The organism is Mesorhizobium huakuii (assembly GCF_014189455.1).
Lineage (GTDB): Bacteria > Pseudomonadota > Alphaproteobacteria > Rhizobiales > Rhizobiaceae > Mesorhizobium > Mesorhizobium huakuii_A.
Genome location: NZ_CP050296.1, coordinates 6,322,856 through 6,346,745, shown reverse-complemented (window position 1 = coordinate 6,346,745; position 23,890 = coordinate 6,322,856). Strand labels below are relative to the sequence as shown.

24 protein-coding genes and 2 pseudogenes are annotated in these 23,890 nt (G+C 59.6%); 11 read left to right on the top strand and 15 right to left on the bottom strand.

Annotated features, from left to right (window positions below):
• Positions 1-42: 42 nt before the first annotated feature.
• From HB778_RS30960 to HB778_RS30925, 7 genes and pseudogenes are all read right to left on the bottom strand, one after another.
• Positions 43-264, bottom strand: coding sequence for a hypothetical protein (locus HB778_RS30960; RefSeq protein WP_183459435.1), 222 nt, complete (start codon positions 262-264; stop codon positions 43-45).
• Positions 261-1,037, bottom strand: a complete 777-nt coding sequence (gene istB, locus HB778_RS30955; RefSeq protein WP_210308052.1) for an IS21-like element helper ATPase IstB — start codon at positions 1,035-1,037, stop codon at positions 261-263. The genes HB778_RS30960 and istB overlap by 4 nt, the downstream gene beginning before the upstream one ends.
• Positions 1,027-2,526, bottom strand: a complete 1,500-nt coding sequence (gene istA / locus HB778_RS30950) for an IS21 family transposase (protein WP_183459433.1) — start codon at positions 2,524-2,526, stop codon at positions 1,027-1,029. Before istA ends, istB begins: the two co-directional genes overlap by 11 nt.
• Before the next feature lie 826 nt (positions 2,527-3,352).
• Complete coding sequence (locus HB778_RS30945) at positions 3,353-3,799, bottom strand: chemotaxis protein CheB (protein WP_183459431.1); 447 nt, start codon at positions 3,797-3,799, stop codon at positions 3,353-3,355.
• A gap of 617 nt (positions 3,800-4,416) precedes the next feature.
• Entirely contained in the window at positions 4,417-4,722 is a 306-nt protein-coding gene (locus HB778_RS30940) for a GlsB/YeaQ/YmgE family stress response membrane protein (protein ID WP_183459429.1), read from the bottom strand.
• 272 nt (positions 4,723-4,994) lie between these two features.
• Positions 4,995-5,835: pseudogene (locus HB778_RS30935) on the bottom strand (PRC-barrel domain-containing protein).
• A gap of 200 nt (positions 5,836-6,035) precedes the next feature.
• On the bottom strand, positions 6,036-6,992 hold the full coding sequence (locus HB778_RS30925) for a magnesium transporter CorA family protein (protein WP_183459427.1): 957 nt from the start codon (positions 6,990-6,992) through the stop codon (positions 6,036-6,038).
• 905 nt (positions 6,993-7,897) lie between these two features.
• On the opposite strand from HB778_RS30925, the gene HB778_RS30920 reads away from it, so the two are divergent.
• Positions 7,898-8,107 (top strand): cold-shock protein, encoded by a 210-nt coding sequence (locus HB778_RS30920; RefSeq protein ID WP_010916200.1) that lies wholly within the window; start codon positions 7,898-7,900, stop codon positions 8,105-8,107.
• A 170-nt stretch (positions 8,108-8,277) separates the two neighbouring features.
• Positions 8,278-8,553 carry a hypothetical protein gene (locus HB778_RS30915; RefSeq protein ID WP_183459425.1) on the top strand — a complete coding sequence of 92 codons (276 nt, stop codon included), beginning with the start codon at positions 8,278-8,280 and terminating at the stop codon, positions 8,551-8,553.
• 341 nt (positions 8,554-8,894) lie between these two features.
• Here HB778_RS30915 and HB778_RS30910 read toward each other — a convergent pair whose 3' ends face one another.
• Entirely contained in the window at positions 8,895-9,530 is a 636-nt protein-coding gene (locus HB778_RS30910) for a DUF2062 domain-containing protein (protein ID WP_183459423.1), read from the bottom strand.
• A 185-nt stretch (positions 9,531-9,715) separates the two neighbouring features.
• Between HB778_RS30910 and HB778_RS30905 the strand changes: the two genes are divergently transcribed.
• The 3 genes from HB778_RS30905 to HB778_RS30895 all read left to right on the top strand — a co-directional run bounded on the left by HB778_RS30905 (position 9,716) and on the right by HB778_RS30895 (position 13,160).
• Positions 9,716-10,276 (top strand): ABC-type transport auxiliary lipoprotein family protein, encoded by a 561-nt coding sequence (locus HB778_RS30905; protein ID WP_432421276.1) that lies wholly within the window; start codon positions 9,716-9,718, stop codon positions 10,274-10,276.
• Positions 10,277-11,118: 842 nt separating this feature from the next.
• A complete protein-coding gene (locus HB778_RS30900) occupies positions 11,119-12,177 on the top strand; it encodes a YihY/virulence factor BrkB family protein (RefSeq protein WP_183459419.1) in 1,059 nt (352 codons plus the stop codon).
• A gap of 626 nt (positions 12,178-12,803) precedes the next feature.
• Positions 12,804-13,160, top strand: a complete 357-nt coding sequence (locus HB778_RS30895) for a hypothetical protein (protein WP_183459417.1) — start codon at positions 12,804-12,806, stop codon at positions 13,158-13,160.
• Positions 13,161-13,245: 85 nt separating this feature from the next.
• Here HB778_RS30895 and HB778_RS30890 read toward each other — a convergent pair whose 3' ends face one another.
• Entirely contained in the window at positions 13,246-14,244 is a 999-nt protein-coding gene (locus HB778_RS30890; protein ID WP_183459415.1) for a L,D-transpeptidase family protein, read from the bottom strand.
• 239 nt (positions 14,245-14,483) lie between these two features.
• On the opposite strand from HB778_RS30890, the gene HB778_RS30885 reads away from it, so the two are divergent.
• Together HB778_RS30885 and HB778_RS30880 are read left to right on the top strand one after the other, a co-directional pair.
• On the top strand, positions 14,484-14,972 hold the full coding sequence (locus HB778_RS30885) for a YidB family protein (RefSeq protein WP_183459413.1): 489 nt from the start codon (positions 14,484-14,486) through the stop codon (positions 14,970-14,972).
• The gene (locus HB778_RS30880) at positions 14,869-15,387 is read left to right on the top strand and encodes a DUF4112 domain-containing protein (RefSeq protein WP_348524639.1); all 519 of its coding nucleotides are present in this window, start codon (positions 14,869-14,871) and stop codon (positions 15,385-15,387) included. Before HB778_RS30885 ends, HB778_RS30880 begins: the two co-directional genes overlap by 104 nt.
• A gap of 109 nt (positions 15,388-15,496) precedes the next feature.
• Here the strand turns inward: HB778_RS30880 and HB778_RS30875 are convergent, their stop codons facing one another.
• The gene (locus HB778_RS30875; protein ID WP_183459410.1) at positions 15,497-16,138 is read right to left on the bottom strand and encodes a CGNR zinc finger domain-containing protein; all 642 of its coding nucleotides are present in this window, start codon (positions 16,136-16,138) and stop codon (positions 15,497-15,499) included.
• A 102-nt stretch (positions 16,139-16,240) separates the two neighbouring features.
• Here HB778_RS30875 and HB778_RS30870 point away from each other — a divergent pair, with 102 nt between their 5' ends.
• From HB778_RS30870 to HB778_RS30860, 3 genes and pseudogenes are all read left to right on the top strand, one after another.
• Positions 16,241-17,206 (top strand): DMT family transporter, encoded by a 966-nt coding sequence (locus HB778_RS30870; RefSeq protein ID WP_183459408.1) that lies wholly within the window; start codon positions 16,241-16,243, stop codon positions 17,204-17,206.
• Between the two features lie 186 nt (positions 17,207-17,392).
• A pseudogene (locus HB778_RS30865) lies at positions 17,393-17,868 on the top strand (ferritin-like domain-containing protein).
• Positions 17,869-18,313: 445 nt separating this feature from the next.
• Entirely contained in the window at positions 18,314-18,859 is a 546-nt protein-coding gene (locus HB778_RS30860; RefSeq protein ID WP_183459406.1) for an SOS response-associated peptidase, read from the top strand.
• Here HB778_RS30860 and HB778_RS30855 read toward each other — a convergent pair.
• The 3 genes from HB778_RS30855 to HB778_RS30845 all read right to left on the bottom strand — a co-directional run bounded on the left by HB778_RS30855 (position 18,856) and on the right by HB778_RS30845 (position 21,005).
• Entirely contained in the window at positions 18,856-19,053 is a 198-nt protein-coding gene (locus HB778_RS30855; RefSeq protein WP_183459404.1) for a hypothetical protein, read from the bottom strand. The genes HB778_RS30860 and HB778_RS30855 overlap by 4 nt on opposite strands.
• 181 nt (positions 19,054-19,234) lie before the next feature.
• A complete protein-coding gene (locus HB778_RS30850; protein WP_244661679.1) occupies positions 19,235-19,978 on the bottom strand; it encodes a hypothetical protein in 744 nt (247 codons plus the stop codon).
• 478 nt (positions 19,979-20,456) lie between these two features.
• Positions 20,457-21,005, bottom strand: coding sequence for a hypothetical protein (locus HB778_RS30845; protein ID WP_183459400.1), 549 nt, complete (start codon positions 21,003-21,005; stop codon positions 20,457-20,459).
• Between the two features lie 247 nt (positions 21,006-21,252).
• Between HB778_RS30845 and HB778_RS30840 the strand changes: the two genes are divergently transcribed.
• Positions 21,253-21,495: a hypothetical protein gene (locus tag HB778_RS30840; protein WP_183459398.1), complete on the top strand. Its 243-nt coding sequence runs from the start codon at positions 21,253-21,255 to the stop codon at positions 21,493-21,495.
• A 713-nt stretch (positions 21,496-22,208) separates the two neighbouring features.
• Here the strand turns inward: HB778_RS30840 and HB778_RS43140 are convergent.
• Entirely contained in the window at positions 22,209-23,417 is a 1,209-nt protein-coding gene (locus tag HB778_RS43140) for an ATP-binding cassette domain-containing protein (protein WP_348524638.1), read from the bottom strand.
• Positions 23,402-23,890: an ATP-binding cassette domain-containing protein gene (locus HB778_RS43135; RefSeq protein ID WP_348524637.1), complete on the bottom strand. Its 489-nt coding sequence runs from the start codon at positions 23,888-23,890 to the stop codon at positions 23,402-23,404. Before HB778_RS43135 ends, HB778_RS43140 begins: the two co-directional genes overlap by 16 nt.

The following is a 23,890-nucleotide window of genomic DNA, read 5'->3' as shown; positions in this document are numbered from 1 at the left end:
AAGGCGGCCTTCGCAGGCCGCCGAGTGTCGAGGATGTGTGCTTCAGAGCGAGGACGGGGCTTTTTCGATATCGCTGTGATTGGTCGGTGTTCGTTGCTGCTCCTGGATAAGTTCCTGGAGTTGGACGCCGTAGTGCGACCAGATGCTATCGGCGAGATCGTTGAGGAGCTCGAAGACAGCGAGCGCCTGTTCGGGTGTCCATTCGGGATTGATGAGGAAGTGGATTCCACGACTGAGGCCGGACGGTTGAGGATCTGGTTTCATGCCGCGGGCACCTTTTCGCCGGAGGAGCGGCTGGTGCGTTTTTCGCGCTGTGCCTTTGATCGCTCGGCCGCTTCCTTGAAGCGATAGGAATCGCCTTCGATGGAGATCACCTCGGATCGGTGCATGAGGCGGTCGACGAGGCTGACGACGCAGGCGGCATTGGGAAAGACCTCCGACCAATCAGCGAAGGGTCTGTTGGTGGTGATGATGGTTGAGCGTTTTTCGTAGCGCCGGCTGATGAGCTCGAACAGCAGGTCCGCATGACGGTTCGAGTAGGACAGATACCCGACCTCGTCGATCGCAAGAACGTCGGCGGCGGCGTAGTGGTGAAGCCGTCGGCGCAAGGCTGCATCGCTGTCGAGGGCGGCGAGTTCGCCGAGCATCTCGCTGGCGGTTCGGAAGAGGACGGTGTGACCGCAGATGAGCGCCTGGTGAGCGACATTGCGAGCAAGTGTCGATTTCCCGACGCCGTTGGGGCCGATAAAGACGATGTTGGCGGCATCGTTCATGAAGGACAGGGTCATCAGATCCTCGACGGCGGCGCGGTCGATGCGGCGCGGCCAGTGCCAGTCATAATCGGACAGTTGCTTGAAGTGGCCGAGCCTGGCGGCACGCATGCGTCGCCGCATCGAACGGTCGGAGCGCTCCTCTTCTTCCCATTGAAGGACGGCGGCCAGCCAGTCCGCGTCAGCGATTTCGTCCCAATGGGTGATCAGGCCATTGAGGCGCAACGCCTTGGCCCGGTTGAGCAGGATGTCGGGATTATTCATCATCTTTGCCTCCAAGGGTCAGTTGGTCGTAGCTGTCGAGGCGATGCGGCCGTACCGTCGTATCCTTGCGCCGCACGTGTTCGGGCAGGCTCGTTTCGACCGGCGGCGGAGCACCACGGGCGACCCGGCGGCGTTCCAGTACGTCGCGAACCGACCTCGAATGGGAGGCGCCGGCGTGCAAAGCTTCCTCGACGGCGGCCTGCAGTTCCTGCGCGCCGTACAGGTCAAGCAGTTTCAGCATCGCGTTTGTGATCGCACCGATATTGGAGCCACGCTCGGCGGCCCGGATCATCAGGGTCTGGCAGGCCGGCACGGCGCGCGTCAGGCTGTTGAGGCCGCGATGCTGGCGCGCCTCGCGCTTGATTGCGACGAGAGCCTTGAGGTGCTGAGGGTCCTCGATCTGCTGGTCACGATCATAGCTGCGACGGTGACTGGCGATCATCTTTGCGCCGTCGAAGACGCGGACCAGGCCGAGATCGGCGCGCACGCTGAGCGTGCGCCGGACATGAGCATGCGGTACCGAGTAATCGTTGAGGTCGAAGCGCACATAGGGCGTTTTGCCAACCTTGGCGGCGACCTGCTCCTCGACGGGGTATGGGTTGGCGGGCAGCGGCAGAAGCAGTGGCTGCTCTTGCGCAAACGCCTGGCGGACCGTCATCGTCCGGTCCTCGGGGCATGGCCGGTCGGCTGCCTGGTTGCGGCACCACTGTTCGGCCTGGGCATTCAGATCGTCGAGATCGGTGAACCTGCGGGCGATGAAGAATGCTTCCCTTATATGCCGTATGGCGCGCTCGACGCGGCCTTTTTCGTTGCCCCGGGCAACCGCGACAGGACGTGGCTCGAACCGATAGAAGCCGGCGAAGGCAAGCAGCGTCGGATGGAAGCGGATCGCATCGCCCTGGCGCTCGAGCACCGCACTCTTGAGATTGTCATAGAGCAGGACCCTGGGCAGCCCGCACCATGTGTTGAACGCGCCGACGTGACCGCGCAGGAAGTTTTCCATTCGCGCGTCGAGGAAGAAGCGCAGGTAGATGTCGCGTGAGTAGGAAAGCACCATCACGAACGCCATGAGCGGCCGGCGGGCGTTGCCGATCTCGATGTGACCGAAGTGGGCCCAGTCGACCTGTCCCTGCTCGCCCGGCAATGTGCGTAGCCGCAGGAACGCCTCGGCCGGCTTGCGGGGACGGTGCAGGGCAACCAGGTGCCGAAAGTGCGTCGGCAAGCCCCGGTAGCCGCGCTCGCGCACCATCGCATAAAGGCGGCTGGCGGTCAGCGAGGGGAACTTTTCCAGCGTCTGCTCAATGAATGGAAGATACGGTTCAATGATTGAGGCTCTCTGCAGCGGCTTGTGCCGGGGCAATCCCGCCTGGGCCAGAACGCGATGCACCGTCGTGTGATGGACATGCAATTGCCTGGCGATGGTGCCGCAGCGCCACTTCTCGGCGTGATACAGGCGCAGGATCTGCGCTTCCAGTTCGGGGCTGATGGTCATGATGCGGGCTCTCCGTCTGCGTAGTCAGCTTCACGGGCATAACGAGCCCCCCGGCGACGCACGAAGCCGGTGCGAACGAACGGCGACAGTCGACAGTCGCAGCGCCGACAGCACGGCGTGGGCATGACCGATGTCGTCGCCCGCCCGACGACGTCAGCAAAAGCAGCGACGACATCGTTCGAGGGACTGACCAGTAGTGAACCGGCAGGAGATGCAGGTGGAGAATGATGCGTCACTTTATTGTGCCGAGCCCGATATCGTCGGGCCCGGACCGCATGAGCCAGGCGTCCACGGCGGCTGCGCTGATAACGTCGCCCCGCCTCGCGCACACTCTCGCGGCGGGCAGCACGGGCGCAGTCCTGGCCGCAGTAGCGCTGTCCCCGGTCGCAGCTGCGGCAGATCGTTACCTGCGAACGGCAGTGGCCGCACAGAAAGAAGCGGCCCGTGAGCATCCGCGACGGTCCTTTCGGAGCGCCGCTGGGAGTTCGGGGAAAAGGTCGACGGAATGCGCTGACAATGCGATAATGCAGGTCGCGCACCGTCAGTGGAGCGTGACACCGAGCCCGGACTTGCCAGTTGAGATCGGTGTTACGCCGGATTGTTTCTGCGGCGCTGATTACCCGCAGATACCACAAGGCAGGCGCATGGCGGGGTACGTCGAAAGCCGCCTCAGGGCGCCTGGAGACGTGCCCCGCGTCTACCGCCTTCTCAACCTCACGTGATCAGCACCGCGCCGCAAAGGCGGCCGCCCGCTACAGCGCTAGTTGAAGAGCGCGCGGGCGGCCGCCTTTGCTCTTTCCAGCGCTTCAGCTCGTGTCGTCGTTTGTCAGCGGTTTTCGACCGTCTTCGACAGCGCTACCGGTTTTGACATGTGCAAGGCGCCGTTGCCGATCCGCAAGTCGGAATTTGGCGCAATCACGTAGACGTGGTTGGCTTCAAGCCGCATCCCGTCCGCGACCTGAACGACCGGCATCGCCGTACGGGCGCTGAGAACGTTCGCCATTTCGCTTTCGCGCTTTGGGTCGAGATGCAAAACGACCACGAAGGCGCAATCACTGTCCGCCGGCATGGCGTCGAAGAATTGGCCTAGCGCTTCGATACCACCCGCTGACGCGCCGATGCCAATGACCGGAACTTTGGCGGACATGTTTTCAAGGGTGCTGGCAGTGCGCTTATGCTTCACCTGACCCCCCTTCTTGGTGCGTATTGGTGATCGCCGCTGGTTCGGCTTAGGCACCGGCCGGTCGATTTTTTCATTAGGGTCGTCTGTCACAATAACCTCACGCCCATCGATACGTCGTGGCGCTTTGAAGGGGCGAAACTCAAGGGCTGGATTGTGGAAGGTTTCACGACCATCGCATAGGTATATCTCATTTGGAGAAGCGCGGCGCGCGTAGGCATCGCTTAGCTAGATCGGCCGGTCTCAAACCGCCGAACAGCATCTAAAAAGCGCATGGGGTGGGTACTACCGGGGTGGAATGCCGCCTGAGGCGCCGGAGGATCGCTACCTAACTCCTGTCAAGCGATGGGGTTCCAGGGTAGTGTCTCCGTTTGAATATCTACGCCTTGACGGCCTCAGCATAGAGATAGAGCCAACGAACTCACGATGGTATCCCGTCGAGAAGGAGCGCTACCTTAATCCATTGCCAATAGAGTTTTGGTTGCGCCGCGCGTTCGATCGACGGTTGCCCACGAAACTCGATGCGCTTCACCCTCAACGCGCGAATGAGTCCAGCGGACAGCATCACGGCAACCCATCCGAAAAAGATTGCCAGAGGCCGATGTCCTCCAAGGCACATTATGGCACCCGCTTCTTGTAAGGACCGCGCTTGCCCGGCTTCGGCGCAACCCGATTGCGGCCATCCTTTGGAACGATGGTTCGGAACCGGGCTACCGCCAACGACCAGATCGACCCCTCCAACCGCCCCCGAAACGACCGCCACCGGCAACCAACCGGATGATTAGGAGAAGTACAATGGCGCCGACGGTGGCGTTTACGATCAAGCTGATCGTTCCGCTCCCGAGATGGACGCCTAAGCGGGGCAGCAGCCAGTCCCCGATGAACGCTCCGACGATTCCGATTGCGATGTCCCCGATCAGACCAAAACCGGCCCCCCGCACAATCTTGCCGGCCAGCCATCCGGCAATGAGGCCGACTACCAATATAACTATGATGCTCTCGTTCGTCAGATGCATGGTGATTCCTTCCGATCCTCGTTTTCGCAGCGCGATTGGTGTGGAAACCAGCGCCTAGTTCTGCCGATCCCTATTCCCACACGTCGGTGGTTCGACGCGACCGCTGAGCGGCGGCGACCAAGCAATTTCTCGATAACATGGTCAGCAGTTGCGGCCACTACCACTCCTGTTGTGAGTTCCAGTCTCGAGCATGGTGAGGCGCAATCAGATCCAGAACTCGCAAAGGCTGGGCAGCCGCTATCGCCACAATGTTGACAAGCGCTATCCACCGGTCACTGAACTTTAGTCGTCGGTTGCTGAGCCGCGGGAGGGCCGTCTTGAACCGGGTCAGGGATCAACTTCTGGAAGATCGCATCGTTCTTCGCTCGCCATGCTTCATCTGCGAGCCACAGATATTCCTGGTCGGGCATCAACGGGACGGCTTTCACATCGGAGCTGGAGATGCGAAGGTAAAAGCTGTTCCGCTCCTGATTGACCTGCATATAGCGAAGAGGGACGACGATACTGTCTTTCCCGGCGATGAAAAAGCCGCCCGAGGCAATGACTGCGTAGTCCCATCGGTCCTTGGTTCCAATTACGACGTTGCGAACTTCGCCAACGATCTTGTCGTCTGAACTGCGAACCTCGGAGCCGACGATCTCGTCGACACGCAGACCGGGTCCAAGGTCGTCGATATTAATAAGGGGACGTGCGCCTGGAGCATCGCGATTGCCCTGAACTTTACCCCCCTGATGTCGCTGTGGTTCTTCGGCGGCCACCTGTTCATCGGCCAGGTCCTCGTCGTTCCCCCAAGCTTCGCCATTGATGGCGCGGCAATCAGTTGTCGGATATTGGCGAGCAGGCGTTCGCAATCGTCCTGCAGGCCATACGACCACAGCAGGAACGCGGCATCCCGAAGGGTTCTCAGGTCACGAACGAGATAGCGATTTTCCGGATTGCGCAATTCCGGGCTCTTGAGGACAGCCTCTTCGAGCTTGGCATCGGAAATGTTACAGACGGCGAACGCCGGTTGGACGCCAAGCCCCAGCAACAACGCCACCGGCGCCGCGATCCAAACCAATCTCATTGACATTCCCCATGGCGACCGTTTCCTTGACTTCGTGCCTGGAGCACGCAATCAGGTGGAAATGTACCGCAAGACATTTGTATCAGCCTGAAACAACGGACCGCATGCATTTCGGTTCCGGCAGCTATGATTGAGTGACAGAACATTTTCTGACTTCGCCATGTCACGCGGGGCGAGATCCTCAAACCACGCCATATCGGCGGAGCGACAGCCTTGCCACTCCCTCCGCATGAATGGACGACGACCCCTAGAACCAACCCCGCCATTTGAACCACGCCAGCGGAATAATTGCGCTGAGAGCGATCATCCCCAAACCATAGGGATAGCCGAAGGCCCAGTCGTATTCGGGCATGTGCTTGAAATTCATGCCGTAGATGCTCGCCGCTAGGGTGGGAGGAATGCCGACGATCGAGACGATGGTGAGGATTTTGAAGATGTCGTTTTGCGCAATGCCAATCAATCCAACCATGGCGTCGAGCAAGAACTGCACCTTGTCGGAGAGATGAACCTCGTAATTGTCGAGCGACGCTACGTCGAGCTTGAGGCCGTCCATTCGTGACGCGAGTTCTCCATCGCCCCAGCCTGCGGTCATCCCGCATGCGAAATCGATGGCGCGTCCAAGGGCAAGCAACGCATCGCGCTTTTCCGAGAGAGCGTCACCCAGCCTGCCGACATGGCGGAGTTGGGCTCGAATGACATTGTTTGAGCGGATCGCCTTACGGCCCTGGCTGTCCGGGACATGAAAGGCGGTTGCAGAGAGGGTGCGCAGGTCAGTCGCTGCCTGCTCAAGGCCGTCGGCGAGGCGGTCGACAAGCTCATCGCAGAGATCGAGGAATACCCCAAGGCTCGAGGTCGGCGGCTCGCCGGAATCGGTGAAGCGCCCAGCAACCGCGTCGAAGGCCGGCAAAGCCGAGAAGCGAACGGTGATCAAGCGGTCGCGCGACAGCACAAAGCCGAGGGGAGCAACCAGCGGCGGGCCGCCTTCGACATGGGTGACTATCGGAACGCTCATGGTAAGCACGCCGTCGCGGGCTTTTAGTCGGCTGGAACTTTCGATCTCGCTGAGATTTTCGCGGGTAGGCAGAGCTACACCGGCCAACCCTTCGACCTCTGCGATCTCAACCGCATCGGGGTCGCATAGATCCAGCCACAGCGCCTCTTTCTTCGCTTTTGGGGAGTTGGGCTGCGGGTAGACGCTCAACATTTCAGGGAATGCTCGCAAGGGTCGGCTTGCGTGGACCGTCGGGCAAGTAAGCCAAATCGAACTGGAGGTCAGTGCTCCAAGGCAGGCTTCTAGCCATTTGTGGGCCCCTTTGCGTGCCGGCCGATTACCAATTCCGCTGGGCACTGCCACTATTTGAACGAGCGGTTGCGGGTTATGTTCCAGATCCTCTCAACTCGGAAGTTGTAAGTGCGGCGTAAATCGTCATTGGAACGCGTCACTTTGAGAGAAGGTCGCGGAAAGATGCGGCTATCACTACGTGAGCATACGCCTTTGATCGCGCTCCAGAAGTCCGTCACCGCAACTCCCGACGTCCCAGTCCTGGTGGGGCGGCGGGCGTACAGCGGCGGAGAGTTTAAAGCCCTCCATGCTGTGACTATGGCAGCCAACATGAGAGCGGTTGCCTGTCGGGCCGTATTGTTGGCATGAAAAAACCCGCTGCCGGGAGGAGGTGGCAGCGGGTTCGATATCAAGCTTGCCACGGGAGGAGGTGTGGCTCACTTTGGATCGGCATCGCATCTGGGAGGAGTAGATGGCCGACCTGGTTAACATCGAGTGATGCGAGGCGTTGTGCAATGCACAATTTTGCATGGCTGCCGTGAGGAACCAGACGCCGTTCGCAATAGCGCTGCTACCCAGTCACTGGCCCGAGGCAGGGAGCCGAATGCATCTTACAAGAGAGTTGAAGTCACAATTTCCAAAACCAAAAGTTGACGTCGCCATTGCGGTAGGATATGAATTTGGCTGTCGATATTGCTTGCTGAGCTTTGGTTATCGCGCGTTTGGCACCGCGCCCTGAACGAACCTTCCCTTCAAAATCGTCATCGTCACAATCGGCAACGCTCTCGCGTTGCCGTCGTCCAATATTGCTATGAAAAGGGTTCATCATGACCACTGGCACAGTTAAATGGTTCAACTCCACCAAGGGCTTCGGCTTCATTCAGCCTGACAGCGGCGGCGCCGACGCTTTCGTTCACATCTCTGCCGTCGAACGCGCCGGAATGCGCGAAATCGTCGAAGGTCAGAAGATCGGTTATGAGATGGAGCGCGACAGCAAGTCGGGCAAAATGTCTGCCTGCAACCTGCAGGCCGTCTGATCGGTTCAGCTTTCCTTTGACCACGGATGTACTGGCACTGTTGAAAGCGTGAGGCCAAGCGAGGTCAGGCAAAATTTGCCTGACCTTTTTTATGTCTGGCCGACCGAACCACAAATTTGCGCGTGTATCCCCGCCTCTTGTCGATGGCCGTCAAGATCAAGGAGAGCTGGATGACCGAAAAGACGAGTGAGCTTCAGACGATCAATACCGCCTGGCAGATCGCCATCCAGGAAATCCTGCGAATGGTCGTGCGGGATATTTACAGGACAGACGACGAAACCGTGTTCAAGTCGCACATCAAGCGCATAGAAGAGGCTGCGGTAGACAGCATCTACACTGGCCTGATGCTCCGAGGTACGGACGAATGGACCGAACTGCTCGTCAAGGAAAAAGCCAGCAATTTCGTCACTACGCTCCTGACATCCTTCACCTTCGATAGGGTTTGAGACCAAAGCCAGTCTTCGCGAACTCGCGCGAGGCGTGGCCCAGCTTTTCCTCGCCTTCGAGAATTTCGATTGGCGCGCAACCTGGCTGATCCACTCCGCCACCCTTCGGCACCACCGCAGCGCCTGCACTCGCTCCCATTGCGTTTGGGCATGTCGCCGTTCAACGTGCTGTGCGCCGCGAAGCTGGCCTTCGCTTCGCCGGCAGCGCCTGACTGAACAGGAGTTGGCTGCCCTTCTCCTGCAAGAATGTAGCTACGCCAAAGTTACGCCGCCGAGTTGCTTGGTCATCTCGCGGAAATCGTCATGCGCCTTATCAAGAGCTTCGTCGCCGCTTTCCTGCATCAAGCCGGCGGGGGTCTCTTCCACCATAGCCTTCCAGGCGGCCTAGGGAGAGTGGGCGGTATTGCGTTGTCTTCTTCCTGAAGAAGTCGACTCGCCTTTTCGGCCAGCCGTTTGCGCCTCTGTTCGCGGAAAGCAATCATGCACCAACGCGTGATGCCATAGAACAACAGACCAAAGATCAGCCCAAGCGGCACCGCGCCGATCAGCATCGGCTTGAGCACCGGTCCCCACAACTGCGAAAACGAAAGGTTATGCAACATCTCGCTCAGATGCGCAGGCGGGCCGTGACTTGGCAGACGGTCGTGCAAGATGATCTTGCCGGTCTCCCAGGAGGCGCCCCACAACAGGGGAAACGTAAACGGATTGCCGAAAACAACTGCGCCAAGTGCGGCCGCGGCCAGGTTTCCTGCGATAAGCCAGCACAGGACGGCGGCAATGGCAAAGTGGAAACCCACCGGGAAGAATGAGGCAAAGACCCCCGCCGCGACCCCTGCCGCCACGGCGTGTGGAGTGGCGTTCAGCCGCAGGATGCGCTTTGAAAAGTACTGGAGCGAGCGCGAGAAGGAACTGCGCGGCCACATATAGGTGCGTAAGCGCTCGAAGAAACCATCAGGGTTCCGGCGTCGAAAGAGCACTCTCGTTCCTAACTCCGCCCACGCTGGGTGACTTGTCCGTCGGAATGTAATCGGCTCTAGCTACAAAAAACGCGGACTGTGTTGCTTTGTTCCGGTTTGTCAGGTTTAGAAATATTGGGAATAAAGGGTGATCGCGTGTGAAATCGCTTGGGGTCAAATCGGACGCCCTGAATGCTGGTTTGGCGTTGCTTGGCTTGACGCTTGCCGGTTGCGCGGCATTGGGAGGGAAACCAGCGCCGCTCGATACATTCGAGCTTTCCGCCCCGTCGATCGACGCCCATGGTCATAGCCGCCGCCAGATCCTGATCGCCCAGCCATCCGCGCTCAAGGCGCTGGACAGTCAGAACATCGTCATCAAGCCGTCCGACCGCTCGATCCAGTATTTGAAGGGCGCGCAATGGGCCGACCGGCTGCCGCTGATCGTGCAAGCACGGCTGGCCGAAACCTTCCAACGCTCCGGCAGTTTTGCCGGCGTCGGCAAGCCGGGCGAGGGGCTGGCGATCGACTATCAGGTCATCGTGGAGGTTCGCTCCTTCGAAGTCCGCGTCAATGGCGGCGAGCACGCCGAGGTCAACCTCTTCGTGCGCATCCTGAACGACCGCAACGGCGAGGTGCGCGCCTCGAAAAGCTTCGCCGCATCCGCCCCTGTTTCGGGCAGCGGCAATCCCGCCTATGTCAGCGCGCTCAACAGCGCATTCGGCGAGGCGGCGAAGGATATCGTGCGCTGGACGGATACGGTGATCTGATCCGGATGAGCCAACGGTTGCGGCTGCGTCCGAAGCAAATATGCGTCGTATGAGCGGATTGGCATCTGGATTGGTAAGTGAGACTCGCCAGAGCGTCAGGTGCTGCGCCAAGGTGAGGATCCAGTAATCCGAAGACACCAGCTACTTTGAAAGCAAAAAGCGGCTTGCCCTCCCCAAAGGCGACGTTGGCAGGATGTGCAAGTCAAGTGCAGCGTGACCGCGCTGCCGCGGACGGCTTATCGCGCAGGGTTATCTCAGTCCTAGGAAGCCTAAGATAAAAAGGACAATTACGATCGCGCCAACAACCCAAATAATCCGATTCATCATCTCTCGCTTTCTGCTAAAGGAGCCCGCCAAATGAGGGACGGATGGCACGGCACGCCCCGCCTCCTACGCTAAGAAGCGGCATCCGAAGAACTACCTCAACAGTCCACAACCACTAATGTTCCAAAGCTCGTTCGCACTCCACACCCACCCCAGTCAGAGAAGTCGTAAGCCCGGGATAGCGCGGCGACCGATTTCTGATTTTCACTGAGGCTACCAGCACCGATCCTCCATGTGTTCGACCAGTTCGGTCATCGTTCGCCTTGGCGGCACATTCCATCCTATCAAGGCACAGCGACATCGTTGGGCGCGCCGAGCTCAAAACCCGAGCCGGAAAGTTCTGGATCGAACCCCACGTCTCATTCCTGGAACTTCGGTGGATTTTGACGCGTTACATCGTAGTGGAAATTATCCAGGACACGCTAGCAGCCTCCCATTCGGTCACCGCGCCATTGCGTTAAGTCCGATGCAACGTCGAAGATTGAACCCCGATTAATGGACGATGCGAACTGTTCGAAATGCCAGCAAAACCACTTGAGCACACAGAAGGCAAATCTCTTATTGACAGGGAGGCGGAACGGCACGCGGCAAATTCGTCGAAGGCTCGCTTAACGACTGCAGGTGAGGTCGGGCAAGAGCGAGGCAGGGAGGCTGAATGGCCATCCCAGATTCCTGCCCTGGGGTGGAAGGATATCGCTTGGCGCGTGTGGGAGGAATTCAACAAGAATCGCATGCTGCTCGTGGCGGCTGGGGCTACGTTCTACCTGCTGCTTGCTCTGTTTCCGGCTTTAGCGGCCTTCATCTCTTTATACGGGTTTGTAGCTGATCCAGTAAGCGTAGCCGATCACGTTTCCTATCTCGCTGGCTTGCTTCCTTCGACCGGACTCGATCTCATTCGTCAGCAACTACAGGCGCTGGCACATCAGAACACCAGCGCTCTTGGCGTAGGGTTTTTCGTCGGCCTGTCTATTGCCCTGTGGAGCGCCAACAGCGGTATCAAGGCGCTTTTCGACGCTATGAACATCGCCTATGCGGAGCCTGAAAAACGCAGCTTTCTCAGACTAAACATCATGTCGATCGCCTTCACCATGGGTGCTTTGATGATCGGCATCGTTTTGCTCCTGGCCGTCGGTGTGGTTCCCGCCGTCTTGTCGTACTTGTATCTCGACAAATGGGCAGAATTGCTCTTCGTTTTAGGGAGGTGGCCTGTTCTCATGCTGGCCGTACTCACCGGGATATCGCTCATTTACCGGTTCGGCCCGAGCCGGGCGAAAGCCAAATGGCGCTGGCTGAGTTGGGGTGCCGTGATGGCAACGCTGGTCTGGTTGGTCGCGTCGTGGCTGTTCTCATTCTATCTGCAGCATTTCGCCAATTACAACGTAACATACGGATCACTAGGCGCCATGGTCGGCTTAATGATGTGGACCTGGATTTCGGTCGTCATTCTCATTGTCGGCGCCGCGATCAACGCTGAAATGGAACATCAGACATCGCGCGATTCAACCACCGGGCCGCCATTGCCGATGGGCCAGCGAGGGGCGGTTGTTGCCGATACGCTTGGCAAGGTCGCTCAGTGAGTGACTACCAAATCTGAATCGCCGCGCCCTGCGGGGGCGCTGGTATTCTGCTGATTCGCTCAATTTTACTTCCTGCCGCTTGGTTGTTCGCCTAGCCGCGGTCTGGCTTTAGGTTGTGGAGCGCTTTGTGCCGGATTTTCTGCCAATTTGGCGAATCTCCGATCTTTTAGCCAAAGCGACTTTTTTCTTGCCAGTAGCTTATCGCCATCATCATCATCATTTGTGATCGCTCGGCCACGTCGCGCAGCAATCGCATAGTCGGCTCTGTTGGTTCGATAGTCCGAAGGGACAGACATTTGTTTGATCTCCTAATCAGCGGCACTGTAACCAACGCGGCAGGGCTCTGGGCCGTTCCGTGCCCAGACCGGCTGCGGGCAGTGGCCATGCAGCCAACCGCATCCATGAGCAAGCTAACGTAAGGACAAATTGTCGCTTACGTCCGTTACGGCAAAGTCCACCGGATGCTGGGCGACAGTCGAGCAAAAAGGCGGCGCCGGCTGCTGGGAGGCTGCCCGAAAGGCACCGGCCGAAGCGGACACTTAGGTCCGCCGCGGTCCGGCGTTTTCTTCGATAGGAACCTTACGCGGCCGTTAGTCGTTGAGCGTTCACAATCAAGGAGTCCGAAGATGGCCGATGATCCAAACGAAGCCGCGACACCGAGGCCGACGCAGCGCGAAGCTCAGGAAGCCTTGGAGAAGCAGGTTGCTCAACTGAAGCGCGAGATCAACAAGATCAATCGGACGCTGGCAGAGCGCGCAGAAGAGGTCGTCGAGGAAGCCAGAGGCTGGTATGACAGCGCTGCCGATGGGGCCGGCCGTACAGCTCAGGTGCTTCGGAGCGGGGCTCAATCTGTTTCGGGGGCCGTCCAGGATAATCCTGGAACTGTGTCGACCGCCTTCATTCTCGGCGCCGCGATGGGTCTGCTACTGGGGGTCGCCCTCAACGCTAGTGGGTCTAGTCGAGACCGATGGTTCTCTAAGTAGCCCGGAAATCGTCGCGTCGGTGCACCAAACTCCGACACGGTAGAGGCGTTCTGACTTTCAGGTCAACCCGATTGGTGCGGTATGCCTACTTCGGTGTGTCGCCAGCGTCCGCCATTTCGTCCTTGAAGGTAACTTTCGTCCCCTTTTGCACCATCGAGGCGAGGTCTTCGGCATCCCAGTTCGTCAGCCTGATGCAGCCATGCGAGAAAGTCTTGCCGATCTTGCCGGGTTCGGGCGTGCCGTGAATGCCGTAGCTTTCGATCGACAGATCGATCCATATAGACCCCACCGGATTGTTCGGGCCGGCAGCAATGGTGAAGGGGCGCTTGGTCTTGACGCCCTTGAAAGCGAAGTGGGGATCGTAGTGATAGGTCGGATTGTGCACCACGCGTTTGACCTCTGCCTGGCCACTCGGCGCGGGCTTTTCGTCGCTCCCGATCGAGGCGGGGTAGACTGCGAGCGCTTTACCGGAAGGGTCAAGCGCGCGTAGCACGCGAGCCTCCTTGTCGACCTCAACCTCGGCAATGGCGGCGGGAGGGTTGCCCCGGCCAATATCAGGGACCAGCAACTTCGTGCCGGCCTTTCTTAAGCCGATGCCCGGATTGAGCCTTTGCAACAGGGGTTCGCTGATATGGAAGCGCTCCGCCAGCTTCTCGGCCGCATTGCGATAGCCGAGCCTCGACAGCCGGGCCATGCGCTCCAGGCGAGCCGGAACTCGCTTTGTAAAAGGTCCGCGCACATCCTTGCGCGTCAGCTCATAGGTGACCAGGACCGGGCTCGCGGACGTAGCCAGCAGCTTGTCCCAGGTTTCCTGGGTGAGCTTGCCATCGGACGGGAATCCGTTCGCCGTTTGGAAGGCGCTGATCGCTTTGGTGAAGCTCTCTCCAAGGTGGCCGTCGATCAGGCCTGGCGAGAAGCGCGCGCGATCCAAGAGAATCTGTGCCTTCAGAACGGCTGGGTTGAAACCCTTTGGGGTGTCGGATGCGAATTTCGCCTGGTTGACGGCAGCCAAGTCCAGCTTAGCCGCTTCCGCCCCGCCACAAGCGAGGAGGAACGCTGCGGCGACAACAAGGAGCCTGATCATTAATTTCACTCCGGACGGGAACCTGCCTATATGACGCGACACGGCCTATTTGGTTCCGTTATCTCGGCGCAAGGCATTGTGATTCAACGCTTTAGTACAACCTTGATGTCGCAACGGTCCTCACATCCCAGTCGGATAGACTCGTCGAACCCTCCGAACAGCGCCGCAACGACACATTAGATCTCGCGGAACTTTTGTGAAGCTGAGCCCTTCCTCCATGTGAACCGTGGAGGATCAAAATGGCAAATCTGGGAAAATTGGCGATCGCGATGCTTGGCGTCCTGGCATACCAAAATCGCGACAAGATCGGCGACATGATCCGTGGGGCGGGAAATCGTAATCCCAACGACCCGCAAGGCGGGATTCTGGATCAGATATCGAAAGGGGTGTCGGGGACGGCCCTTGGCGACATCCTCGACCGATTCAGAGGGGCAGGGGCAGGATCGAAGGTCGACTCCTGGGTTGGCACCGGGCCGAACGAGCCGATCCAGCCAAGCGACGTGGAAGCGGCAATAGACGAAGACACGCTCACTTCCCTTTCGCTGCAGACGGGTCTTTCGCGCGAGGACCTCCTACGCAGGATCACGCGAGATTTGCCCGAGGCTGTCAACAAGATGACGCCAAATGGCAATTTGCCACCTGAGCCAGCCCAAGGCTCGGATGAGACCACCCTGCTCGACGACGTGCCCCGTTGGCCGCAAGCCAAGAATTCAGCCGGCGATGTCTAGAGTGACAACTCTAGACCGGGGAGGTCTGGTAAATCGCACACGCCCGGCGGCTGGGACGCGCGGGCAGGGCCATCGCGACCCTGAGGCAGAAAAAGCAATCGCCGAGCTGGATCTATTAGCCGCTTTACTTGATTCCCGCTGGCGCATTCCCGGGACGTCAGTTCGCTATGGACTGGATGCCCTGGTGGGTCTGGTGCCCGTACTCGGAGATGTGGCGACGGGCCTGGTCTCGGCCTATATCGTCTTGCGAGCCCGAAACTGCGGGGCTGGAAATGGCTTGGTCGGCCGCATGTTAGGGAACGTACTGCTTGATACAGTGGTAGGAAGCGTTCCTGTTCTCGGGTCGATCTTCGACGTTTATTTTAAAGCCAACAACCGCAACATCCGACTACTTCGCCGTCACCTCCAGAGGTAAAGGCCGCAGCCTTGAATGCGGTGGCACGGGTTCCCGGAAACATAGTCGCTCATGTTGCCACCGAGCTTGCTCCTCGTATGGCAGCTGAGCCTGTTGCAAATTTGCGACGCTAGTTTCTGCGGATCGCGCTTCGTGCGGCATCCGCCTTTGCCCTGAAGCGCCTGACGCGGGTGTGTGCGCCGCAGCTCTCGTCCGAGCACCACCGCCTGCGCCCGCCGCGCGAAGTATCGATGAAAAGCCAACCGCAGTTCGGCCCTGTGCATTCGCGCACACTGCGGCGGTCATGCCTCGCCACCATGAACTCAGCTGCCCCAAAGGCGACGCGCCAGCTGATGGTGTTCAGGTTGCTCCTCTCCGTCCATTGCCAGGCGAGCCGGTCACCGACGTTGGAAAACGAGCGCTTCGGCATGGCCTGAGCGACAGCGTCGCGAATGGTTTGCAAGGCGTCTTCCGGCACGATTGCACCTGCCGCCTCGGCATGAAGAGCGGCGTAAAGCGCCTCGCGCAAGGTTTTGGCACGCTTCAGCGCCTCCACCGCCAGGGCTGGCCTAGCGGAAGCTTCGGCGAGCAGTCCGCGCGCCTCATCGTTCTCGATCAAGTCGACCCGTCCGGCCCAGACGACCAGATCGGCGTAGGTCTGCAAGAGGTCTGGCCCCCACCGCTCGCGCCGCGCGTCGACCGTGTTGACAAAGTCGAGGCAGGCGTGCCCCCCAACCAGACGCATGTCGGCGGTAGTCTTGACGCTATCCATGCCCGGAAGATCGGTCGGCGGAACCGAATTGGCAAGAGGACGTTGTAACGGAATAAACAATTTTTGAGCGTTACACGATCCACGCTCGTGCAGGGGCTCCCCATGAAGCGCAACACGGCGATCTTTCTGGTCTTATGTTTGATCTGGGGCATGACGTGGATCGGTATCAAGGCGGGTGTCGCCACCGTGCCACCTCTGATGTTTGCAGGCACGCGTTTTGCCGTAGCCGGATTGCTGATCCTCGTTGCCGCGCGCCTCAGGGGCGCTGCGCTGCCGCGGGTGGCGACGAGGAATTGGCCGCGTCTCTTCTTCGTTACCTTGTTCATGATACCGCTTTGCTATGGGCCTCTTTTCTGGGGCATGCGCTATGTCGATTCGGGCACCGCTGCCGTGCTCGAGCTTTCGCTGACACCCGTCGCGCTGCTGGCCTTTGCATTGCTTCTGGGCGACGAACGGTATGACAGCCAAAGGCTTTTCGCGATCCTGCTCGGTGTGGTCGGCCTCGGTATCTTGTTCGGTCCCGAGGCCTTTGCAGGATGGACACACTCAGACGAGCAGGGCAGGACCACCCAGCTATTCGCCATGACGGCGGTGGCGTCGGCCGCCGTAATCTACGCTTGGGGTTCGGTGCTCGCTCGACCGCTTCTTGAGGTATATTCGTCGGACTTCATCGCGGGCTTCACCACCCTTTTCGGGGGCGCTTTCCTGATCCTCGTCTCACTCGTTGTGGAGCCAGGCGCGGCCACGGCGCTCACAGGCGATTGGGGCTGGCAGGCCTGGGTCGGGTGGCTGTTCCTTGTGCTGTTTGGTTCGTTCATAGGCTACACGCTGTTTATGCGTCTCCTGCACGACATCGGTAGCTCGCGGGCAGGAGCCTTTGCCTTCGTCTCACCCGTGATCGCCGTTTTGCTTGGCATCGTTACTTACGGTGAGGAGGTCAGCCTGATCGACGTCACCGGCATGGCTGTTATGCTCTCCGCGGCCTTTCTCGCTTTGCGCGAGCGCAAGCAAGACCAGCGAACATCCCTTCCTGCCCACCCGTTGGTTCCCGCGCCTCGTGCATATTGAAGAATGAATGCTTGATCGAACGTCGACTAACCAATTCTCCAGCCGGGAGGACGTTCAGCGCCCGATAAGCGACAGGGGGCTCCCGGCCTAAAGGCTGTCTGTCTCTCAGGTCGGCGTCAAAACACGGAACCATTGGCTTCGCTCGCACTTTCTCCCGAAGCCAATTCGGGCAAAAGGAGCATCATGATGAAGACGCTGGCCGATATTTTCGAGCATACCCTGCAAGACATGTATTACGCCGAGAACGCGATTACCAAGGCCCTGCCCAAAGTGGCGCGGCCGCGAAGGACGCCAAGCTGAAGAAAGCGGCCGACGACCACCTTGCGGAGACGAAGGGGCAGATCAAGAAACTGGAGCAGGTGTTCAAGTCGATTGGCAAGAAGGCGTCTGGTGAGAAGTGCGACGCTATCGAGGGGCTCATCAAGGAGGCCGACGGCCTGATGGAGGAAGCGTCCGGGACGGCCCTCGATTCCGGCCTGCTGGCGGCATGCCAGGCAGTCGAGCACTACGAAATTTCCCGATACGGCTCTCTGCGGGAATGGGCCAAGGAACTCGGGCACGACGAGGCGCACAAGCTGCTCAGCGAGATTCTTGACGAGGAGAAAGCCACCAACAACAAGCTGACGAACCTTGCGGTTACATCAATCAACAGGACAAGTTGATCACTCGACCTTAGGTCCCCCGCGACAGCCATCCTGGCCTACGGTTCGGAGGATGAACGTCGCGGCCTCAACGACAGGTCGGCTGCGGAGAGCAACGGTTCGCAGCTCCTGCGGCCGACGATCTCAACGCCCTGCGGCCGATCATTTCAAAACCCTTACCAGACGGTGGCACGCGGCGAGCAGTCATACGCCCACGATGGATAAATGGAGCGGCGCCGTGCGCTGATCCCTACCACCCGGGGCGATTGTTTTTCAATAGTCGGCGTAGTCTTTTGCCTCTGTCGATTCCGTGGGCGCTCGACCGACATCAGAGATCGCAACGTCGGTGAACTTGTCAACTTCTCGCGAACCAGTTGAGCGCCGTTTCGTTTTTCATCGTGCCCTTGATAGCCTCACTGAAACAGGTCGCCCACGTCAGCATGTACTCTGGGCTGAATATAGCCGGATGATGGCGTCGCTGGCGCTCAAGATCCCGATGCACCAGACCGAACTCGATTTCCCACAAGCGAACGACATTCGCATCAATGACCCAGCACCCATAATGCGCGCTGCCGGCGATGCGATCGAACTGGCCTCGATGACGTTCGGATTTCCGCCTGCCGGACCAAAGGGCGGGCCTGTTTTCAACTTCCGCTCCGAAGGCCGGCAATTCGGCAACAGCAAGCGCTGCCTCATTCCTGCGTCCGCGTTCTTCGAATTCACAGGCACGAAATATCCGAAGGAGAAACATCACTTCACGCTCAACGGCTCTTCATTCATGGCCGTCGCTGGGCTTTGGCGTGAAGCCGTGGGCAACAAGCCGCCTACCTTCACCATGCTGACGACCGATCCCGGGCCGGATATCGCGCCATATCACAACCGTCAGGTGGTCGTTCTTCGGCCCGAGAATTGGGCGGCCTGGATCAATCTGACAAAACCTGAGGCCGAGCTTTTGCGGCCGCTGCCGGCGGGATCGCTCTCGGCGGAGACAGTTCGCCCTGAAAGGTCTTAGCTGCGCAAAATCTCCGGCACGCTGAGAGGACCGAGATCGAGCACTGGCGTGTATTCGCCGGTGCGGCGCCAAACGCCGCGTACTTTTCCATTCTCCCGATCTCGCCTCGGATCGAACATCAGCCCCTCGAAGTAGTGATGAAGAAACGCCCTTGCAGATGCCGCATCTGAAGCAATGGAGCCGATAGGTTTCATAGTTCCCGTTCGGCCATATCGCCTGCACTTGCCGCGTCTGGTGCTTAAGTCCTCGTTCCTGGCAGAACTTCGCGATCATGGTGAAGTTTCGGTCGGTGCAGAGGTCATCCGGCAGCACACTGGTGTGGCCAGTCGCGGTCGATCACCGATGGCGTCGGTGAGCCCCGACTGCGCTTGACCACTATTCGAAATGCATTGACTGGCCGCGCATCATTGCCAGCGTCAGCGCGATCGCAGGATTTGCCGGCGCCTTTTCCATATGCAAGGAGCCGTCGAAATCACGCCATGCCGCCATGCGCAGTTCATCATCGTCATCGCCGGCCACCGGGTCGAAAACGTGGGCATCGCAGGGATCCCGGTCAATCTCGATTGTCCAGTCCTTGAGCGCCTTGCGAGCCATCTCTTCGACCTGGGCAAGGTCGCTGGTGAAGAAGGGGATACGGTCACCATCTTCCGAAAGGGGCTCAACCCGATCCAGCGTCGGCCGCTCGGGAACCCAGCCGAGAACGAAGGCAATATCGAAATCGATCTGGCGGTCCGGTCCGGTCGTGATCTCCAGCCGCTTGACGACCTCAGGATAGAGCTGCTTCCGCTCCGGCCAGGTGTCTGGAATGGCCTCGGCCTGCAGCTTCGTGCGGGGAACATTGACCAGTTCCATGACCTGATGGTGCGGGACTTTTTCCTCCGGCCAGCCCGCACAACATGCCGCCGCCGCAGCCTCCTCGGCTTCCAACCAGACGGTGGCAGCCCGATCCTCGTCCTCGGTAGGCTTGTCGTCTTCTGTAAAGCCCTTGATGTCCCAGCCTTCCAACGCGAACAGTCCTTCCGCGCCTTGCAAAGCTGTAATGCCGGCGCGTGCAAACACCCTTTCGGCTGCCGCGATCCCGCGTGCGAGCTCTTGCGGTGTGGCGTCCTCAATGTTCAAGCTTTGCCGGCAGGGGAAGAAAGTCGATCGGCGCCATTGCGGCATAGGCGATCGAGGCGCAGCCGACCTTCGGCCAGATCAGCCCATTGAAGAGGCCGTTTTGGAGCGGTTGACCTACGCAGAGGTGTTAACGGAGAAGGTGGCAACCCTGGTCGTGACCGACAAGACTGGAGGCGTTGTCAACGGCCACACGATCTGTGTCTGGTATTGTCAAATTCGAATGCCGGCTCCCAAGTCGCGCTCCAAAATCCACTTGGGGGCCGACGGTTTCAGTTCACGACGTGCACGTGATGATTGGTCGTGTCGAGGTTTCGCTCAATGATACTGGCATCGCTCTCGCCAGGAAGGTGCTTCAAGCGATCATCCGTTGCCAGTTGTCGAATGATCGAGTTGAGACGAAAGCGGTCCGTCAGCTTGCCAGTAGCATGCGTTTAGAGGCTGCCGTTTCTGCTGTTTGACTCAAAGGCAGTCACCCAATTCAATTTGCGGTGCCATCACCATCCAGAAGCGCTTGGCGTTCCTGCGAGAAGGACCAGAGATTCGCCTCGTCTGCTTCCAGCACCCAGATGCTGTCGAAATCATCATCGGGCCATGATTGCGGAGCGATCTCCGTACCACCGACAAGCGCAGCCGTCAGAGCAGGAATGGACTCGTGTTGCCAGCTAACCAACACCGGTGATTGGGCAGTGCGGATGGCATCCGCCGCCAGCTGCTCTTGGCCCTTTGAATGAGTGACATCAGGTTCGAGGCCAAGGCGCCTTGCCAGTGGAGCTATGGTCTGGCTCGGCCGCTTGCTCCGAGTGCCGGAATCGTCCCTTTTGATCATGCCCGATGCCACAATTGTTGCAGGTCTGCCCAGAGGTGGAGGCGGCGCGTAAAAGAAGCGGCAAAGGCCACCCGCGCGTTGCCAGCCACGCACTGTCAGCGATGCGGGATCACTCTCGCCCTGCTCGGTGACCCCGAGATCCGGGCCGCCTGGGATCGGCTTTTCGGCGTGGCGGATGATCATTACAAGCTTGTTTGGCATCGTTCGCCAGCCTCACGTTAGCATCTGATCAAAGCGACTGGTGTCACTAGGATCAACATAGCGGCGTTCATTTATCATCGGACTGCTGGACCAAAAATGCCTGCGTCTAGCGCAGTGGGATGCCAAGGTAATCCTCCCGACGTTTCACCTCGGCTTCGGATAAATACCCCATTCGGAGGCAGTTCGCGACCTCGTATGGCTGGCTCGGCGGGATAGAAAGGGTTGCGCTCAAGTCATCAAGGCACCCTTGCCGCAGTGCTTTGTCCACCAGCTGGCAAGGCTCGACAAGGAGCATCTGTTTGTCTGGGCTTGGGGCATCAATGGCTGCTTTTCCGTCATCGGCTCGGCCTCCGTACCGATCATCGCCACCTCTTTCGGCCTCGGTGCCGTGCTGCAATGGTCAGCGATCACCTATTTCATCGCCATCCCGGCCTTCTTTGCCGTGCTTAGGCCGCCGAGGGCGCCGCCAACCCGGATGGCGCTCGCCTGATGCCGAACCGGCAATGGCTTGCGGGCGGTGCTTATGGCGAAGGTTGTTGTTGTTTCGCCCATGACGGCATTGGCGGTCCTGATCGCCATTGGTTCGTGCCTCGCATACCCCGCAGCCAAGCGGTTGCCATTGCCGCAATTCGAGCCGGGACGTTGTTCGAGATCAGTCTCGGACTCGCTGCGGTCTTGCTTGTGTCGATCTCCGGCGTGCTCGATCCCGGCGGATGCGAGTGACGGAAGGCTATCTCCTTACGATGCGGGTCGATAGCGAACTTCACGCTTCCGGCATCTTCTAGGTAATGGCTGGTTTCATGCGAAGGTGGGGTTGGCGTCCGCGGCTCACCCCAAGTTCGGCTCGCCGCTAAGCGGGTTGTTCGCCAGCACCGGGTGGTTGATGGTTGTCGGATCAACACCAGTTCTGGCGGCCCAATCCTGCAAATTCTTAGGTCTATAGTGAGGCTCGGCGCGCCAACGGTCGAAAACGCTGCCGTCGATCGTTTCATTGATCGTTGAAGTCGTGGCATCGCTGCCGACAAGCGGTGGCGGGCCGATCGGCCGATAATGTCCGCGTTTAGGCGCATTGCAGACTGGCACGTGTGGGCGGGAAGCGGGCGGCCTGGTTCCGGAACGCATTTGGCTGATGCGGACTTTCGCCTCCCACTGACCTCGGACATCGACTGCGTGCATCTCCACCCAGTACGTCTCACTGTTATACTAAAAAGATGGTGTCGCAACGGGCCGGTCATTCAATGAATCCGCACTACCGCGGCGGTTCGTTGGACGCGAGAGCTTTGGGATGGCGGCGATCAATTCGTGAGTATAGGCCTGCTGAGGTCGATCCAGAACGTCTTCCGTGTTGCCATACTCAACCAGCTTACCATGCTGCATCACCCCAACGTGTTCGCACAGGTAGCGCACGACGCCCAGATCGTGGGAAATCAGGATTAGTGTCAGCGACAATTCGCGGCGCAGCCGCACAAAGAGGTCGAGTACCTGGGCCTGAATGGTGACGTCTAGAGCCGAGGTGACTTCATCGGCGATCAAAATCTCCGGTTCCAGCGCTAGGGCTCTAGCGATGCCGACGCGTTGCCGCTGGCCGCCGGAAAGTTGCGTCGTGCGGCGGTCTAGCAGTTGACGCGGCAATTCCACTTTTTCCATGAGGTCGCGGATGCGTGCCGGAATTTCCGCCTCCGGGCAGACACTCAGTTGCCGCAGCGGCTCGGCCAGGGTCTGTGCAACCGTAAAGGCTGGATTGAGGGACATGAACGGGTCCTGGAACACCATCTGCAGTTTGCGAACCTGCTCGGGCCGGCGCCTTGCGAGCGCGCGATCGAGCGATTGGCCGTCCACCTCGATCTCCCCTTGTTGCGGCTGCACCAGGCCGGCAATGGCCCGGGCGATGGTGCTCTTGCCGGATCCGGACTCGCCGACAATCCCCAGCGCCCCGCCGCGACGCAGCGCCAACGAAACATTGTCGACCGCGCGCACAATCTGCTGCGGCTTGCGCGTCGCCCAGGCCACAAGGCTCTGCCCCGGATAGAAGTTCACGCAAAGGTTCTTCACCAGGAGATGCGGTTGCGCTGCCACGGGACAGGCATGCGCGGTTGGCTTCATCAGCGAGGGTTGGGAGGCGATCAGGCGCTTCGTGTATTCATGGGCGGGTTCACGCAGGATTTGATTGACAGATCCGATCTCCAGCACCGCACCGTCCTTCATGACGACGACGCGGTCACACATTTCCGCGATCACGCCAAGATCGTGAGAGACGAGGATGATCGACAGCTTGCGTTCGCGCCGGATGCCACGGAGCAGGTCGAGGATCTGAGCCTGCACCGTGACATCAAGCGCCGTCGTCGGCTCGTCGGCAATCAGCAGTTTCGGTTCGCAGGCAAGGGCAGCCGCGATCATCACCCGCTGACGCATGCCACCCGACAGCTCATGTGGATAGGCACCGCCCGCCTGGCCGCGTCCTTGATATGCATGTCTTCCAGCAGGCCGATCGCCCGCGCATTGGCCTGTCGCCAGGATATGCCCTGATGGACCACCATCGCCTCGCCAACCTGACGCCCAACCGTCATGATGGGATCAAGATGCGTTGACGGATTCTGGAAGATCATCGCCGCTTGCCCGCCACGCAGCCGCCCCAGCTCGGCATCCTTCATGGCAAGGACATCGCTGCCCTCGAACATGATCCGGCCCGACTTCACCAGCGCGTTGCCGGCAATCAGCTTCAGGATGGCCCTGCAAGCCACCGTCTTGCCGGAGCCGGATTCACCGACGATTCCAAGGACCTCGCCTTCCTTCAATGAAAAGCTGACGCCGCGCAGGGCTTGGACATCGCCAAAATTGGTGGCGAAGTCGATGGTGAGGTTCTCGACGTTGACGAGGTCGCTCAT

Coding starts and splice junctions, on each gene's coding strand:
- istB (WP_210308052.1), bottom strand. CDS start 1,037: ATGATGAATAATCCCGACATCCTGCTCAACCGGGCCAAGGCGTTGCGC.
- HB778_RS30900 (WP_183459419.1), top strand. CDS start 11,119: ATGCCAGCAAAACCACTTGAGCACACAGAAGGCAAATCTCTTATTGAC.
- istA (WP_183459433.1), bottom strand. CDS start 2,526: ATGACCATCAGCCCCGAACTGGAAGCGCAGATCCTGCGCCTGTATCAC.
- HB778_RS30885 (WP_183459413.1), top strand. CDS start 14,484: ATGGCAAATCTGGGAAAATTGGCGATCGCGATGCTTGGCGTCCTGGCA.
- HB778_RS30860 (WP_183459406.1), top strand. CDS start 18,314: ATGATGGCGTCGCTGGCGCTCAAGATCCCGATGCACCAGACCGAACTC.
- HB778_RS43140 (WP_348524638.1), bottom strand. CDS start 23,417: ATGCGTCAGCGGGTGATGATCGCGGCTGCCCTTGCCTGCGAACCGAAA.
- HB778_RS30920 (WP_010916200.1), top strand. CDS start 7,898: ATGACCACTGGCACAGTTAAATGGTTCAACTCCACCAAGGGCTTCGGC.
- HB778_RS30875 (WP_183459410.1), bottom strand. CDS start 16,138: ATGGATAGCGTCAAGACTACCGCCGACATGCGTCTGGTTGGGGGGCAC.
- HB778_RS30960 (WP_183459435.1), bottom strand. CDS start 264: ATGAAACCAGATCCTCAACCGTCCGGCCTCAGTCGTGGAATCCACTTC.
- HB778_RS30870 (WP_183459408.1), top strand. CDS start 16,241: ATGAAGCGCAACACGGCGATCTTTCTGGTCTTATGTTTGATCTGGGGC.
- HB778_RS43135 (WP_348524637.1), bottom strand. CDS start 23,890: ATGAGCGACCTCGTCAACGTCGAGAACCTCACCATCGACTTCGCCACC.
- HB778_RS30890 (WP_183459415.1), bottom strand. CDS start 14,244: ATGATCAGGCTCCTTGTTGTCGCCGCAGCGTTCCTCCTCGCTTGTGGC.
- HB778_RS30925 (WP_183459427.1), bottom strand. CDS start 6,992: ATGTTGAGCGTCTACCCGCAGCCCAACTCCCCAAAAGCGAAGAAAGAG.
- HB778_RS30855 (WP_183459404.1), bottom strand. CDS start 19,053: ATGAAACCTATCGGCTCCATTGCTTCAGATGCGGCATCTGCAAGGGCG.
- HB778_RS30915 (WP_183459425.1), top strand. CDS start 8,278: ATGACCGAAAAGACGAGTGAGCTTCAGACGATCAATACCGCCTGGCAG.
- HB778_RS30940 (WP_183459429.1), bottom strand. CDS start 4,722: ATGCATCTGACGAACGAGAGCATCATAGTTATATTGGTAGTCGGCCTC.
- HB778_RS30880 (WP_348524639.1), top strand. CDS start 14,869: ATGGCAATTTGCCACCTGAGCCAGCCCAAGGCTCGGATGAGACCACCC.
- HB778_RS30845 (WP_183459400.1), bottom strand. CDS start 21,005: ATGCCAAACAAGCTTGTAATGATCATCCGCCACGCCGAAAAGCCGATC.
- HB778_RS30895 (WP_183459417.1), top strand. CDS start 12,804: ATGGCCGATGATCCAAACGAAGCCGCGACACCGAGGCCGACGCAGCGC.